This is a genomic window from Amnibacterium sp. (genome assembly GCF_036559085.1).
Lineage (GTDB): Bacteria > Actinomycetota > Actinomycetes > Actinomycetales > Microbacteriaceae > Amnibacterium.
The window spans coordinates 1-13865 of sequence record NZ_DATBTU010000006.1 but is presented as its reverse complement, the minus strand read 5'-3'; the positions used below and the strand labels follow the sequence as shown (position 1 = coordinate 13865).

General features: G+C 71.4%; 17 protein-coding genes. 9 read left to right on the top strand and 8 right to left on the bottom strand.

The genetic code is table 11. From position 1 onward, the window contains the following. Positions 1 to 185 (bottom strand): hypothetical protein (locus VIG76_RS00535; protein ID WP_331949922.1); only part of this gene is annotated, 185 nt, incomplete at its 3' end. A 270-nt stretch (positions 186 to 455) separates the two neighbouring features. Here VIG76_RS00535 and VIG76_RS00530 point away from each other — a divergent pair. From VIG76_RS00530 to VIG76_RS00520, 3 genes are all read left to right on the top strand, one after another. Then, positions 456 to 1850, top strand: coding sequence for an FAD-binding oxidoreductase (locus VIG76_RS00530; RefSeq protein ID WP_331949920.1), 1395 nt, complete (start codon positions 456 to 458; stop codon positions 1848 to 1850). A gap of 18 nt (positions 1851 to 1868) precedes the next feature. After that, positions 1869 to 2240 carry a GntR family transcriptional regulator gene (locus tag VIG76_RS00525; RefSeq protein WP_331949918.1) on the top strand — a complete coding sequence of 124 codons (372 nt, stop codon included), beginning with the start codon at positions 1869 to 1871 and terminating at the stop codon, positions 2238 to 2240. A gap of 119 nt (positions 2241 to 2359) precedes the next feature. Next, a complete protein-coding gene (locus VIG76_RS00520) occupies positions 2360 to 2818 on the top strand; it encodes a DUF2510 domain-containing protein (protein ID WP_331949916.1) in 459 nt (152 codons plus the stop codon). Positions 2819 to 2876: 58 nt separating this feature from the next. Here the strand turns inward: VIG76_RS00520 and VIG76_RS00515 are convergent, their stop codons facing one another. Beyond that, on the bottom strand, positions 2877 to 3773 hold the full coding sequence (locus VIG76_RS00515) for an SDR family oxidoreductase (protein ID WP_331949914.1): 897 nt from the start codon (positions 3771 to 3773) through the stop codon (positions 2877 to 2879). Between the two features lie 117 nt (positions 3774 to 3890). Here VIG76_RS00515 and VIG76_RS00510 point away from each other — a divergent pair, with 117 nt between their 5' ends. Next, a complete protein-coding gene (locus VIG76_RS00510) occupies positions 3891 to 4460 on the top strand; it encodes a TetR family transcriptional regulator (RefSeq protein WP_331949912.1) in 570 nt (189 codons plus the stop codon). Between the two features lie 21 nt (positions 4461 to 4481). Here VIG76_RS00510 and VIG76_RS00505 read toward each other — a convergent pair whose 3' ends face one another. Together VIG76_RS00505 and VIG76_RS00500 are read right to left on the bottom strand one after the other, a co-directional pair. Continuing rightward, on the bottom strand, positions 4482 to 4877 hold the full coding sequence (locus VIG76_RS00505) for a hypothetical protein (protein WP_331949910.1): 396 nt from the start codon (positions 4875 to 4877) through the stop codon (positions 4482 to 4484). Between the two features lie 119 nt (positions 4878 to 4996). Further along, positions 4997 to 5914 carry a patatin-like phospholipase family protein gene (locus VIG76_RS00500; RefSeq protein WP_331949908.1) on the bottom strand — a complete coding sequence of 306 codons (918 nt, stop codon included), beginning with the start codon at positions 5912 to 5914 and terminating at the stop codon, positions 4997 to 4999. Between the two features lie 302 nt (positions 5915 to 6216). Between VIG76_RS00500 and VIG76_RS00495 the strand changes: the two genes are divergently transcribed. Together VIG76_RS00495 and VIG76_RS00490 are read left to right on the top strand one after the other, a co-directional pair. After that, complete coding sequence (locus tag VIG76_RS00495) at positions 6217 to 7581, top strand: HNH endonuclease (RefSeq protein ID WP_331949906.1); 1365 nt, start codon at positions 6217 to 6219, stop codon at positions 7579 to 7581. A gap of 67 nt (positions 7582 to 7648) precedes the next feature. Next, entirely contained in the window at positions 7649 to 8422 is a 774-nt protein-coding gene (locus tag VIG76_RS00490; protein WP_331949904.1) for an SDR family NAD(P)-dependent oxidoreductase, read from the top strand. On the opposite strand, the gene VIG76_RS00485 is transcribed toward VIG76_RS00490, so the two are convergent. Next, positions 8411 to 8614: a hypothetical protein gene (locus VIG76_RS00485; protein WP_331949902.1), complete on the bottom strand. Its 204-nt coding sequence runs from the start codon at positions 8612 to 8614 to the stop codon at positions 8411 to 8413. The genes VIG76_RS00490 and VIG76_RS00485 overlap by 12 nt on opposite strands. Positions 8615 to 8730: 116 nt before the next feature. Between VIG76_RS00485 and VIG76_RS00480 the strand changes: the two genes are divergently transcribed. Beyond that, complete coding sequence (locus VIG76_RS00480; protein WP_331949926.1) at positions 8731 to 9696, top strand: IS481 family transposase; 966 nt, start codon at positions 8731 to 8733, stop codon at positions 9694 to 9696. A 30-nt stretch (positions 9697 to 9726) separates the two neighbouring features. Here the strand turns inward: VIG76_RS00480 and VIG76_RS00475 are convergent, their stop codons facing one another. Further along, the gene (locus VIG76_RS00475; RefSeq protein ID WP_331949924.1) at positions 9727 to 10086 is read right to left on the bottom strand and encodes a DUF5997 family protein; all 360 of its coding nucleotides are present in this window, start codon (positions 10084 to 10086) and stop codon (positions 9727 to 9729) included. 41 nt (positions 10087 to 10127) lie between these two features. Between VIG76_RS00475 and VIG76_RS00470 the strand changes: the two genes are divergently transcribed. Further along, positions 10128 to 10775: a LysR substrate-binding domain-containing protein gene (locus VIG76_RS00470; protein ID WP_331949900.1), complete on the top strand. Its 648-nt coding sequence runs from the start codon at positions 10128 to 10130 to the stop codon at positions 10773 to 10775. Between the two features lie 141 nt (positions 10776 to 10916). Further along, positions 10917 to 12503: an alpha-amylase gene (locus tag VIG76_RS00465; protein ID WP_331949898.1), complete on the top strand. Its 1587-nt coding sequence runs from the start codon at positions 10917 to 10919 to the stop codon at positions 12501 to 12503. A 55-nt stretch (positions 12504 to 12558) separates the two neighbouring features. Here VIG76_RS00465 and VIG76_RS00460 read toward each other — a convergent pair whose 3' ends face one another. Continuing rightward, the gene (locus VIG76_RS00460; protein ID WP_331949896.1) at positions 12559 to 13410 is read right to left on the bottom strand and encodes an ABC transporter permease; all 852 of its coding nucleotides are present in this window, start codon (positions 13408 to 13410) and stop codon (positions 12559 to 12561) included. Beyond that, positions 13407 to 13865, bottom strand: a 459-nt coding sequence (locus VIG76_RS00455) for an AAA family ATPase (RefSeq protein WP_331949894.1), incomplete at its 5' end; no start/stop codon positions are given. The genes VIG76_RS00455 and VIG76_RS00460, both read right to left, overlap by 4 nt.

The window sequence follows — 13865 nt, the reverse complement described above, 5'->3', positions numbered from 1 at the left end:
ACGATCACGTTCGGGCCGAGGCCGGTCGGTGCGGCGGGTTTCGGCGCCGCATTCGCGGCCTGCCCGCCGGTGACTGTGCCGGCGACGAGGAGGAGGGCGGCCGCGACGGCGAGGCGACGACGCCGTGGTCGCGCATCCCCCCGTTCGATCGAGACCTGACGGGACGAAGGGATGGAGCTTGGCATCGTTGCCTTTCTTCGGCGGAACCTCTGCACCTCAACACCGGGAGTCGGGAGAACGCCGGGAGTGCTGCGGGCCGGGCGTGTCCGCGCCGGGTCCCTGCCAACCAAGGCGCCCGTGGGCCTGCGCAGCCCTTCTGCCCGGCGCGCTCCGGGACTACGGTGAGGCGACCGGGCGATCGCTGGAGCCCGTCCGATCGACCGCACTCCGCCCGCCATGAGCATCGGCGCCCGAAGCGACAGGGTGACCTCGGCTCCTTCCGCGGAGGTGCGGACATGGTGCAGATCCTGAGCGACCCGGTCGAAGAGCTCCGGAGCCGGATGCGCGGCCGCGTGATCACGGCCCACGACACCGACTACGACGAAGCACGCCGGGTCTGGAACGCGGCGATCGACCGGCGCCCGAAGGCCGTGGCGATGTGCGAGACCGTCGAGGACGTGGTCGCCGCGGTGTCCGCGGCGCGCGACAGCGGCCTCGAGATCTCGGTGCGCTGCGGCGCCCACAACATGAGCGGGTCGTCCGTCGTCGACGACGGGGTCGTGATCGACCTGCGTCGGATGAACCGGGTCGTCGTCGATCCCGACGCGCGCACGGCGGTCGTCGGCGGCGGGGCGCTGCTCGGCGAGCTCGACGCGGCGACGCAGGAGCATGGCCTCGCCGTCCCTGCTGGCATCGTCAGCCACACCGGGGTCGGCGGCCTCACCCTCGGCGGCGGGATGGGCCACCTCTCCCGGATGGCCGGGCTCACGATCGACAACCTCGTCCGCGCCCAGGTGGTCACCGCATCCGGCGAGGTGCTCACCGCGTCGGCGGACTCGCATCCGGACCTCTTCTGGGCCATCCGCGGCGGGGGCGGCAACTTCGGCGTCGTGACCGAGTTCGAGTTCCGGCTGCATCCGGTCGGCCCGATGATGTCCGTCGGCCTGATGTTCTGGGACCTGGACCACGCCTCGGCGATGCTCCGCTTCGCCCGCGGGCTCATCCCGACCCTGCCGGTCGACCAGAACGCCATGATCGTGGCGATGAACGCGCCGCCCGCACCGTTCGTGCCGCCCGAGTACCAGGGGCAGCCCGGCCAGGCGATGCTCGTCGAGGGCTTCGGCGACCCGGCCGACCACGCCGTCCTGCTCGACCGGATCCGGAGCGAGGTGCCGCCGACGTGGGAGTTCGCGAGCCCCATGCCATACGCCGCGCTGCAGCAGATGATGGACGAGCCGAACGACTGGGGCCGGTACGACTACGACCGGACCGTCTACCTGGAGGACATCTCCGACGAGGTCATCGAGGTGCTCGCCGACGAGCTGCCGAACAAGCGGTCACCGCTGTCCATCGCCGCGTTCTACCGGCTCGACAACGCGTACTCGGCGGTGGCCGACGGCGACACCGCGTTCAGCGGGCGTAGGGCGCCCTGCTACGCCCTGTTCCTCATCGCCGTGTGCCCGAACGAGGAGCTGTACGCGGCGGATCGCGCGTGGGTGCAACGGGTGGGCGACCGGCTCAAGCCGCTCGGCATCGGCCGCGCGTACGTGAACGGGATCACGGACAACGATCCGAAGGTCGTCGCCGAGGCGTACGGGCAGGCGACGTACGACCGGCTCGCCACGGTGAAGCGGCAGTACGACCCGGACAACCTCTTCCACCGCAACCACAACATCCGCCCGGCAGGGTGACGGGATGAGCAGCATGCTGTGCGACGTCGTCGGGGCGCGATGATCACCGTCGACTCGACGAACCCGGTTCCGCCGTTCGAGCAGATCCGGCAGCAGCTGCACGACCAGATCCTCGACGGCACCCTCGCCTCCGGCGTGCGGCTGCCGACCATCCGGCAGCTGGCCACGGACCTCGGCGTCGCACCCGGCACGGTGGCGCGCGCCTACGCCGAGCTCGAGGAGGCGCGGCTCGTCGAGACGAACCGCTCGAAGGGCACGCGGGTGCGCGCGAGCACCGCGATGGACGAGGCCGCCCGCGCGGCGGCCGACGCCTACGTGGCGGCCGTGAAGGCGAACAACCTCGACCTCGCGGTGGCGCTGGCGCTCGTGCGGGTGCGGTTCGACGGCTGAGAGCGCCGTCCGGCCGACCCCGATGCGGGTGCCGTCGGCTCCAGGGCGACTCGAACTGGGCCTTCTGCTTCGTGGCGGGATGCGAAACCTTGGATTCCGACCAAACACGAGGAGTGCAGGTGACCGACACCGCTGTGCAGCCCGGCTGGTACGACGACCCGGACAACCGCGACGACCTTCGGTGGTGGGACGGCGCCGGCTGGTCCGAGCACCGCAAGCGCGACGCGGGCTCGGGGCTCCGCGACCTCGCCTATGCGGTGCCGTCGAGCGCTTCGGCTCCGGGAGCATCGACGCCTGGCGGGCGGATGCGGTACGCCGACCGTGAGCGCGCGATGCGACGCAACAACCCGTTCGCCTACGCCGCGATCCTGCTCGCGCTGATCGGCGCGATCTTCGACCTCTTCGCGCTGCCCGGCCTGGTCGCGATCGGTCTCGCGATCGCCGGGCTCGTCCGAACCGCCTCTTTCGATGCCCGAGTGGTGCGCTACCGCGGGTTCACCACCGCCGTGATCGCACTGATCCTCGGCGTGCTCGCGACGGTCTCCTTCACCTTCCAGGTGCTGCACGCGCTCCACTGACCGCCCCCGCGGACCCGGGGTGCAGCGCTCGACGACGCGTGCTGCACCCCGTTCTTCGTCATCCGCGGAAGTAGTGGCCCGCCTCGAGGTCCTCGACGAGGCCCGGATGCGTCGGCGTCCAGCCGAAGCGCTCGCGGGTCAGCGCGCTCGACGCCGGCGAATCGACGGCCAGCGCGTTCGCGAGCCAGCCGAAGTGCGCCATCGCCTCCTCACGCGGGATCGACACGGCCGGCACACCGAGGTGTCGTCCGAGGATCTCCGCGATGGTGCGGATGGGGACCCCCTCATCCGCCGTCGCGTGCAGCACGGAGGCCGCGGGCGCCTGCTCGAGCGCGAGGCGGAAGAGGACGGCGGCGTCGAGGCAGTGCACCGCGGGCCAGCGCTGCGCGCCGTCGCCGATGTAGGCCGCCACGCCCTTGCCGCGAGCGGTCGCGACCAGGGCGGCCACGAAGCCGTGGTCGCCCGCGCCGTGCACCGTCGGCGGGAGTCGCACGACGGCGGATCGCACGCCGCGGTCGGCGAGCGCGAGCACGTGCTCGGCGGCGATCCCGCGGCCGCCCATCGCCGTGGTCGTGTCCGGCATGTCGGTCTCGGTCGCGAGGCGGCCCGGCGCCAGACCGAGCGTGCCCGAGGCGATCAGGAAGGGGCGGCCGGAACCGGCGAGCTCCTCCCCCATCGCGTCGATCGCCCGCACGTCGATCCGCGCGTTCTCCTCGAACTGCGAGAAGTCGTGGATGTAGGCGAGGTGCACGGTGCCGTCGGTGTCGCGCGCGCCTCTGCGAAGGCTCTCGAGATCCCCGAGTGACCCGCGCAGCACCTCTGCGCCGGCGGCGGCGAGCCGCTCGGCGGATGGGTCCGAGCGGGCGAGCCCGAGCACCTGGTGCCCCTTCGCGAGCAGCTCGGGGACGAGGGCGGATCCGATCCAGCCCGATGCACCGGTGACGAAGACACGCATGACGGCTACCTCCAGGGGGTTCCGACGGCTCCGCCCGACTGGGCTCGGCTCGTCATGTCAGTTGCTGTCATCACCGTAGCACTCGATGTCAGCCGCTGTCGTCACTAGACTCGCCGCATGGTTCGCTGGCAGCCGGATGCCCACGGCCGCCTGCAGCAGGCGGCCATGGAGCTCTACGTGGAGCGCGGATTCGACCAGGTGACGGTCGCCGACATCGCTGAGCGCGCCGGCCTCACCGAGCGCACCTTCTTCCGCTACTTCGCCGACAAGCGCGAGGTGCTCTTCGCGGGCTCGAGCGCGCTGCAGGACCGGCTCGTCGCATCCGTCGCCGCAGCGCCGGCCGACCTCGCCCCCCTCGACGTGCTCGCGCTCGCCTTCGACGACGTCGCGACCGGCTTCTTCGGCGAGGGGCTGCAGCACGCGCGCGCCCGCCAGTCGGTCGTCGACTCGCACAGCGGGTTGCAGGAGCGGGAGCTGATCAAGATGGCCGCCATCGCCTCGACGCTCGCGGATGCGCTGCGCCGCCGCCGCGTGCAGGAGCCTGCGGCCAGCCTCGCGGCGGAATCCGCGGTCGCGGCGTTCCGCATCGCCTTCGCGCGCTGGGTCTCGGGCGATGCCGGCGAACGACTCGCGCCGGTGATGAGCGAGTCCTTCGCAGCCTTGCGCACGATCGCGGGCGGCCGGTAGGCCCGCTGGCCTTCCTTGCGCTCAGGCGGCGCTGTCGGACTCCGGCTTCCGGAGGAGGGTGACGATCACGACCCACGCGGCGATGAACACGGGCCCGACGATCGCGCAGAAGGCCGCGAACCCGTACTGCGCGAACATCGCTTTCATCGCCTCCGAGGTCCCGGAGTCGTTCGTCGCGGGCGGAAGCACAACGAGGAACGCGAGCAGCACGAGCGCGACGAGGCCGACAACGAGCGGCCAGTACGGCGGTCGTGGCCGGTTGTCAGCGGCCGGAACGGCATACACCCATTCGGCGGACGCTCGAACCTCCTCACCGAATCGGTCGAGCCAGCGCTCGCCGTCCCAGGTCAGGTGGCGCCCTTCGACGAGGTAGATCCCCGGCGTCTCCGGTCGGTCGGTCAGGCTGGCGTCGGTCATCGCGCTCCTCGCTCGGATGCTGCAGGCACTCTCGAAGTCTCCCGGCCGACCGGCGTGACAACGGTCCTCCACGCCGCGGCGTGCACCGTCGATCGTCGCTCCCGCCGCTGCTGCACGCTTCAGCTCCAGAACTCGCGAAGCCGTTCCGCGAGCGCGAGGCCCTGCTCGCGGCCCACTCGCGCGGCGGGCGGACGGTTCGCCGGGTCCATCGCGTTCGCGCCGAACAGGTGCGCCGCATCCGGATCGGGGAAGACGGTCGCTACCCGGCTGCACCCCGCGCGGAGCTCCTCGACCTGCGCGGCGAGCTGCATCCCCCAGGCGTCCGGATGCCGGGACCGGCCGCCGAACGGCGAGAGCACCAGCACCCGTGCGAAGCCGGTGGCGAGGTCGGCGTTCTCGTTCCGCCGGTAGCCGCCGTCGATGTAGCGGTCGTCGCCGACGCGGTACGGGGCGCCGCTCGAGGTGCTGGCGGCGACGGCGTCGACGAGGTCGATCCCGCTGTGCCGGTCGAAGGCGACGCCCTCGCCGGTCCTGGCATCGACCGCGGTGATCAGGATGCGTCGATCCGGCCAGTCCTCGACCGGCAGCCGCGCGGCGACGATCGCCCGCCAGCGCTCGGAGTGCTGCGGACCCTCGTCGAGCTCGAGCGCGGCCGCGCCCATCCGCCGGCGCATGTCGGCCGCGTCGCTCGAGGCGGCGATGATCGCGTCCGTCCGCGCCAGGTGGTCGACGACAGGCCGAGCGGACGCTCCCGCCGGCCCCGATGGCGCCGTTCCCGGTCGCGTAGGAGGCGCCCCGAGGATCTCGGCGAGCAGGTCGGTGAGCGATGCACTGGTGATCTGCACGGCCGCCGTCGAACCGGCAGACGTCCCGACGACGAGGTCGGCGCCGGCGACGTCGACGCCGCCCTCGGCCAGGCCGGCGACGACGCCGATCTCCCAGGCGTTGCCGGAGGATCCGCCGCCGTGGAGGACCAGCGCGCGCTCGCGTCCGGGAGTGGAAGCGCCAGTGCTATCAGACGAGGTGGTGACGTTCATGGAAAGGCCTTTCGCGGACTGCGGAAGGGGTGCTCCGGAGGCGACGAGGTCAGTCGCCGATCGTGCCGTGCAGAGGGGCACCCACTGCGGGAACTGCGTTCATGGGTGTCACCTCCCCTCGACGGATCACGATCACGGGAACCCTTGCACGGGGCGACAACGAGCACAAGACGACGTCCGTTCTTCAGTACCCGAATGGACCGAACATGCATTTCACTCTGGCGATCAGGTGTTTCTCCGGAAGCCTGTTTTCCCTGGTCCGGCTGCGAGTCACTGTCGGAGCCCCGGTGTTCACTGCTCGCATGACGGAACACGCGGAGAACCCGGAAGATCCACCACCCGACAAGCCCGAGAACGAGGCGGAAGAGAACGAATTCGCTGAGCTGGACGCCCGCGAGGCGCTGTTCACGGTTGCGCTGAAGCAGGCGGATCAGGTCGCCGATCGGGCGGAGGCGATGCGCCGCCAGGTGATGCTCGTCGGCTTCGACGCGATGGTGCTCGAGGAGCAGGCGGAGGGCCGAACGGTGCACATGGACGACGTCGTCGTTCGCGCCTTCGTCCTTCACCAATCGACGGTGCTGCGTCTTCCACGGCAGACGGTGCTGCGGCAGCTCAGCGAGGGCTGGACCCTGCGGGACCGCCTCCCGAAGACCTGGGCCGTCTTCCTCGACGGCCTGTGCTCGACGGATGCCGCGGCCGTCGCCGCCAGCGAGTGCGACGGCCTCGAGGGCGAGGCGCTCGCGGAGTACGACCGCACCGCAGCGCAGCTCGTGCAGGAGGAGCGACCCACCGTCCTGGTGCGCAAGCTGGCGACCCTGCGCGACCGGCTCGATCCGGAGTCGGTGATCGAGCGGCACCGTCGAGCGAGTGAGCGCCGTCATGTCGCCGGCCGACCGGGCCAGGACGGGCAGGCGTCGATGACGATCCACTCGACCTCCGTGGATGTCGCGGCGGCGCTGGATGCGGTGCGACAGAGGGCGATCGAGGCGCACGGCCGTGAGGGCGAGTGCCGCACGCTCGGGCAGCTGATGGCCGACATCGTGATCGACCTGATCCTCCACGGCGCCGCGGCGGACGCGCCCGACATGAGCGACCCGGCCTATCCGATGGAGCGGATCGGCTCCCTCCGCGTGCCGAACGCCAAGGCCGTCGACGCGACCGTGCTCGTCGTGATCCCGGCCGAGACCGCCACCGGCGCCTCCGACGAGGCCGCCGAGCTCGCCGGCTTCGGGACGATCGACGCGGACGTCGCCCGGCGGATCGTCCAGCACACGCGGGGCTGGACCCGGGTGGTGCGGGATCCGGTCGACGACGCCGTGATCGCCATCGATTCGAGGGAACGGTTCATCCCGAGCGGCCTCAAGAAGCTCATCCATGTGCGAACACCGTCCTGCACCGGCGACGACTGCGGCCTGCCCGCCCATCGCGCCGACCTCGACCACGTCACGCGGTTCGAGCACGACGGCCGCACCCGTCACACCAACCTGCAACCCCTCTGCCGCCCCTCGCACCAGATGAAGGACGACGGCGGGCACTGGCGGGTGTCGATGGGAGAGGACGGCAGCACGGTGTGGCGCTCCAGGTGGGGTGCCGTCCGGGTCGTCCGGCCTGCGCTCCGCGTCCGGACGAACGGCGTGACCCCGGGAGCCGACGACTGCCCGTTCTGAGCACAGGCGCTTCCGAACTCAGCCGGCGCCGACCTCACTGCGCCACCCTCGCAGCGGAGGTCGATCGATGGAGCAGCTGGACGGCGTTCGGGCCCTCATCACGGGTTCGACGAGCGGGCTCGGTCTCGCGATGGCGCGCGGACTCGCGGATGGAGGCGCCCGGGTCGTGATCACGGGCCGCAGCACCGAGCGGGCACGCGAGATCGCCGCCGATGTGCCCGGCGCGATCGGAGTCGGCCTCGACACTCGCAACGAGGCCCAGGTCGAGGAGGTCGTGGCCGCCCTCTGCCGCGACCTCGGCGGCATCGACCTGCTCGTGAACAACGCGGGGATCGGGATGCGCACCGTCAACCCGGCCTTCGTCACGCATCCGCAGGGCTTCTGGGAGGTGCCGGCTGAGGCGTTCCGCGACGTCGTCGACACGAACCTGAGCGGCTACTTCCTCGTCGCGAGAACGGTGGTCCCGCGGATGCTCGAGGCCGGCTCCGGCCGGGTGGTGAACGTGAGCATGAACCACTCGACGATGAACCGGCGCGGGTTCGTGCCCTACGGACCCTCGAGGGCCGGCGCCGAGGCGCTCTCACGCATCATGGCGGCCGACCTCGGGGACACCCCGATCCGCGTGAACATCCTGCTGCCCGGCGGGATCACGGCGACCGGCATGCTCGACGACGTCGAGCTGCCCGAGAGCGCCCACGTCCTGCCCGCCGAGATCATGCAGGAGCCCATCCGCTGGCTCGCCTCCCCCGAAGCCGCCGACGTGCACGACGAGCGGATCGTCGCGGTCGGCTTCCCGGCGTGGCTCGAGGAGCACCGGGCGAGCCGGGGGTCAGCGCTGTGAACGGCCCTCGGCGCTGCGCCGCCACACGAGGACCGCGAGCCCGACGCTGATCGCCCGCCACACGATCATGAGCACGGCGATGAGCTGCAACGTCGGATCGCCGAGCAGGAGCAGGAAGACGGCGATGACGACGACCGCCGCGTCGAGCACCCACGCGAACGGCGGCCTGCCCCAGAGACGCCGCGTGAACACGGTCCGAGGCTAGCTGTACCCGGTCATGAGGTTGGTGGCGGTGGGGGTCTTGTGAACGGGGAGGACCTCCGGGCTTAGTGGAGATGTCTGACGTCTTCACGAACTCGGAGGTCCTCGTGTCTCACGCTAACGCCCGCCTCACCCCGAGAGGCAGGGCCCTGATCGTCGAACGGTTCCAGCACGGCTGGCCGAAAGCGCATATCGCCGCCGCGATGGGTGTCTCACGCAAGTGCGTGACGACCTGGATCGACCGGTTCCAGGCCGAGGGCGAGGCCGGCCTGCAGGACCGGTCCTCCCGGCCGCACTCGTCGCCGTCACGGACCTCGCCTGAGCGTGAAGCTGCAGTGCTGCGCATCCGCGCCGAAGCCCGCGTCGGGCGGGACGAGGTCGCCGCCCGGAGCGGGGTGCCGGCGCGGACGGTGTCGCGGATCCTGGCCCGTCACGGCGTGCCGCGGCTGGCGTTGCTGGATCCGATGACCGGTGAGCTGCTGCGCTCGTCCAAGGCGACCGCGGTCCGTTACGAGCGCGAGAAACCGGGCGAGCTGGTCCACATGGACGTCAAGAAACTCGGCCGGATCCCCGACGGCGGCGGCTGGCGAGCCCTCGGCCGCGGAGCAGGCGGCAACCGGGACCGCAAACACGGAACGGGTTATGACTACGTCCACTCCCTGATCGACGACCACTCCCGGCTGGCCTACTCCGAGGTCCTCGATGACGAGCAGGGCCCGACCTGCGCCGCGTTCCTGGAACGCGCCATCGGCTACTTCGCCGACCACGGCATCCCCCGCATCGAACGGCTCATCACCGACAACGCCTTCGCCTACCGGTTCTCACTCCGCACCGTCTGCGCCGAGCACGGAATCGTCCAGAAGTTCATCCGCCCGCACTGCCCCTGGCAGAACGGCAAAGTCGAACGCCTCAACAGGACCCTCGCCACCGAATGGGCCTACCGGCAGCCATTCGACTCGAATCAAGCCCGCCGAGACGCCCTTGCATCCTGGCTCGAGCACTACAACACTCGACGACGCCACTCAGCCCTCGGAGGACAACCCCCCATCAGCCGACTGCAACCAACGTCCTGACCGGTTACAGCTAGCCGCCTGCGCCGATGCTCAGCTCGCGGCCTTCGCGGCGCGGCCGTGCTTCACGCGGGCGTTCTCCGCCATCACCTCGGCATGCGTCGCCCGCTCGCGGACGAGCCAGTCGGGCTTGTCCTTCAGCAGGTCATGGATCTGCTCCGTGGTGAGCGGCTCCTCGACGCCGCCGCGCCGCAGCCCGGCGATCGAGACGCCGAGCTTCGCGGCCACGACCGGACGCGGATGGGGTCCCGTGCGCCGCAGCTCGGTCAGCCACTCGGGCGGCGACTCGAGCAGCTCGTTCAGCCGCGTGCGCGTCACGGGGCCGCTCCGGAAGTCCTCCGGCGTCGCCTCGAGCAGCACGCCGAGCTTCTTCGCCGCGGTCTCGGCCTTCATCGTCTGCTCCTGTGCCACCCCGCAACGGTACCGTCGTCGGAATGACCACCGACGGGCTCGTGATCGGCGTCGTCGTCGGCGTGACGCCCGACAAGTGGGTGCGCACCTGGCACGACCGCCTTCCGGACGCCCCGCTGCGCATCGAGGGCATCAGCGACGACGAGGTGGGCCGGGCGCTCGGCGACCTCCTCGACATGGCCCTCGCGCGGCTGCCGGTCGCGGGTGTCGACGCCGCGGACCTGCACGTCATCCCGCTCTGGGACGAGACGCCGGTGGTGGTCGCCGCGAAGGACCACCCCGTGAAGGTCTTCGACACGGTGACGCTCGCCGATCTCGCTGATGAGGAGCTCTACCCGGGCTGGGACGACGCGACCCTCGACATCGTCGCCGCAGGGCACGGCATCGCGCGGATGCCGCAGGCCGTGCTCCGCGCGACCGGCCGGCGCGACGTCGTCGGCCGGCCGATCACGGATGCGGAGCCGTCCCGCGTGGGCCTCGTCTGGCGGCGGACGACCGATGGGCCGCTGATCGACGAGTTCATCGGCATCGTCCGCGGCCGCACCGCGAACAGCTCGCGCGGATCCGCAGAACCGGCGCCCCCGGAGCCGAAGCCGAAGCGGGTTCCGAGGGACGCGAAGCCGAAGCCCAAGCGCGCCCGCCAGCAGCGGAAGCCCCGCCAGACGCGCTGAGCCTTCGAGGCTGAGGATGCGCCGAGTCCCGGCGCCGACGCTGGGCGTGGCGGAACGCCGCCCTCCTACGGTCGAACGGTCAGCAACGGAGCCGGCACCGAACCCCGGATGCGGCTCCTCGAGACCTCGATGAGGAGATCCATGCATCCCACTCCCCCGTCCCGCTCGTTCTGGCGGAGGCCCCGCGTGCGCGCCGCAGCTGCCGGTCTGGCGCTCGTCACCGCGGGTGCTCTCACGACCTCGGTGGTGCTGCCGGCGACCGCGTCGCCGGACCGGCCCGGCACGGCGAGCCACGACGTGCTCGCGAACCTCTTCGAGTGGAACTGGCCGTCGGTGGCGAAGGAGTGCACGACGCAGCTCGGCCCCGCCGGCTACGCGGGCGTGCAGGTCGCGCCGCCGCAGGACTCGCTGCAGCGCACCGAGACGGGCAACGGCAGCGACACGGTGCTGCATCCTTGGTGGGAGGTGTACCAGCCGACCGACTACCGGCTGAACAGCCGGATGGGCACCGAGGCGCAGTTCAAGGCCATGGTGAAGACCTGCCGCGCGGCGGGCGTGAAGGTGTACGTCGACGCGGTCATCAATCACATGGCCGGGCAGGGCACCACCTCCTACGGCGGCACGACGTACTCGAAGTACTCGTACACCGGCCTCTACTCGCCGAGCGACTTCCACTCGTACCCCGGCACGTGCCCCGTGCCGGCGCCGAGCGGGTCGAGCGACCGCGAGGGCAGCATCCGCGACTACAACGACTACCGGCAGGTCTTCACCTGCGAGCTGAGCGGGCTGTCCGACCTGAACACGTCGTCACCGAAGGTGCGGACGGAGCTCGCCGGGTACCTCAACAAGCTCCTCGGCGACGGCGTCTCGGGCTTCCGGGTCGACGCGGCGAAGCACATCGGGCAGACCGACCTCGCCGCGATCCAGTCGAAGCTGCACCGCACCGTCGACGGCACCCGCCCGTACTTCGCGCTCGAGGTGGGTGCCGGCAGCCCCGGCCGCATCTCCCCCGCCGCCTTCACCGACCTCGGGCAGGTGCTCGGGTTCGACTACGCGACGGCGATCCAGAACGCCTTCAAGTCGTACGACGACGGCCAGAAGCCGCGCAACGACGGGAACATCGGCGACCTGAAGGTGTTCGGCCAGGCCTCCGGGCTGCTGCCGAGCGCCGACGAGCAGGTCTTCATCCAGAACCACGACACGGAGCGAAACGGCCAGAGCCTCAACTACAAGGACGCGAACAACACCATCGCGACCGAGTTCATGCTCGCCTACCCCTACGGGACGCCCGAGGTCTACTCCGGCTTCGCGTTCGGCACGGACACCAACCAGTCGCCGCCCGCGACCAGCGACGGCGTCATCACCGACACGGACTGCGGCAGCAGCGCGTGGGTGTGCGTCGACCGGATGCAGGGCGTGAAGGGCATGGTCGGGTTCCACAACCGGGTCGGCCAGGCGCCCGTGCGCAACTGGTACGACGACGGCGTGAACCTCATCGCGTTCAGCCGCGGCGACCTCGGGTTCTTCTCGACGAACAACGAGACCGCCGGCAAGACCGTCACGGTGCGGACCGGCCTGCCATCCGGCACCTACTGCGACGTCATCCACGGCACGAAGCACGGCCACTCGTGCTCCGGCCCGACGGTGCACGTCGGTGCCCACGGCACGGCGACCATCACGGTGGGGAGCTACGACTCGGTGGCGTTCACCCGGTCCGACCGGCTCTGACGGCGACGTCGTTCCCGGCCCTCAACGATTCGCGAGGGCCGGGAACAACGACGGCTCAGCTCGAGATGTCCTTGCGGGCGAACCACCAGGCCGCGAGCGTGCCGAAGAGGATGGACCAGAGCAGGCCGGACAGCAGGGAGTCGGCGACCGGCGCGAGGTCGACCGGCACGGTGAGGAACTGCCGGAACGCCGTCGAGTAGTGCGTGGGCAGCACCACCCGCAGGTCGCCGAGGGCCGGGATCGAGTCGAGGATCCGGGACAGGATCGACGCGAGCACCACGCCGCCGGCCGCGGCGAGCGGCGAGTCCGAGACGACGGTGAGCAGCGTGCCGAGCGACGCCGCCCAGAGCAGGCCGACGACGCTCGCCGCCGCGGTGAGGGCGAGCCGGCCGACCGAGTCGCCGAAGTCGAGCCGCGGTCCGCCCGGCACCTGCAGGCCGCCCGCGCCGTAGGAGAGCACCCCGACGAGCAGCGCGACGACCGTCATCGCGGCGATCCCGGCGATCAGGATCACGGCGGCGACCAGCGCTTTGACGCCGAGCAGGCGCATCCGTGGGATCGGGATGGTGAGCAGGTACTTCAGCGTGGACCGCGACGCCTCGCCCGCGATGAGGTCGCCGAACAGCAGCGCGGCGACGAGGGTGACGAGGAAGCCGCCGGCCAGGACGAGCACGAAGCCCGCGAACGTGGCGCCGCTCGCCTGCGCGAGCGCGGCGAGATCGGTGCCGTTCGAGCTCGGCGGCCCGCCGAGGAGCAGGGCGATCCGGACGATGACGGGCAGCACCGTGAGCACGATCAGGACGACCCGCACCCGCCACTGGCTCAGCTGCCGCGCGAGCTCGACGCGGAACGGGAGCACCTGCCGGCGCCGCTCCCCCGGCTCGGCCCGGGCTGTCACGGCGGTCATGCGGACGGCTCCGTGGCGCCGATGAGCTCGAGGAAGGCCTCCTCGAGGTGGCGCCCGCGCTGGAGGTCGGTGATCCCGACGCCGGCTCGGACCACCGCGGAGACGACGTCCTGCACCGGATGCGCGCCGGGGTCGACGCGGATCCCGGTGTCGCCGCGCGGCTCCGCCGTCGTGACGCCGAGCTCGCGCACCGCCGCGAGCGCGGCGGGCTGGTCCGTGACCTCGAGGACGAGCTCGGACGCCTCCCCCGCCACGTTGCCGACCGGACCGGCCGCGACGAGGCGCCCGTGCGTCATGACGACGACGTGCGTGCAGGTGCGCTCCACCTCGGCGAGCAGGTGGGACGAGACGATGACGGTGCGGCCGCCCTCGGCGTAGCGGCGGAGCACGCCTCGGAGGGCGGTGATCTGGGGCGGGTCGAGGCCGTTCGTCGGCTCGTCGAGCACGAGCAGGTC

Excerpts from the sequence above, each read along its gene's own strand:
- VIG76_RS00530 (WP_331949920.1), top strand. The coding sequence starts at position 456 with ATGGTGCAGATCCTGAGCGACCCGGTCGAAGAGCTCCGGAGCCGGATG.
- VIG76_RS00515 (WP_331949914.1), bottom strand. The coding sequence starts at position 3,773 with ATGCGTGTCTTCGTCACCGGTGCATCGGGCTGGATCGGATCCGCCCTC.
- VIG76_RS00510 (WP_331949912.1), top strand. The coding sequence starts at position 3,891 with ATGGTTCGCTGGCAGCCGGATGCCCACGGCCGCCTGCAGCAGGCGGCC.
- VIG76_RS00505 (WP_331949910.1), bottom strand. The coding sequence starts at position 4,877 with ATGACCGACGCCAGCCTGACCGACCGACCGGAGACGCCGGGGATCTAC.
- VIG76_RS00500 (WP_331949908.1), bottom strand. The coding sequence starts at position 5,914 with ATGAACGTCACCACCTCGTCTGATAGCACTGGCGCTTCCACTCCCGGA.
- VIG76_RS00495 (WP_331949906.1), top strand. The coding sequence starts at position 6,217 with ATGACGGAACACGCGGAGAACCCGGAAGATCCACCACCCGACAAGCCC.
- VIG76_RS00490 (WP_331949904.1), top strand. The coding sequence starts at position 7,649 with ATGGAGCAGCTGGACGGCGTTCGGGCCCTCATCACGGGTTCGACGAGC.
- VIG76_RS00475 (WP_331949924.1), bottom strand. The coding sequence starts at position 10,086 with ATGAAGGCCGAGACCGCGGCGAAGAAGCTCGGCGTGCTGCTCGAGGCG.
- VIG76_RS00470 (WP_331949900.1), top strand. The coding sequence starts at position 10,128 with ATGACCACCGACGGGCTCGTGATCGGCGTCGTCGTCGGCGTGACGCCC.
- VIG76_RS00465 (WP_331949898.1), top strand. The coding sequence starts at position 10,917 with ATGCATCCCACTCCCCCGTCCCGCTCGTTCTGGCGGAGGCCCCGCGTG.
- VIG76_RS00460 (WP_331949896.1), bottom strand. The coding sequence starts at position 13,410 with ATGACCGCCGTGACAGCCCGGGCCGAGCCGGGGGAGCGGCGCCGGCAG.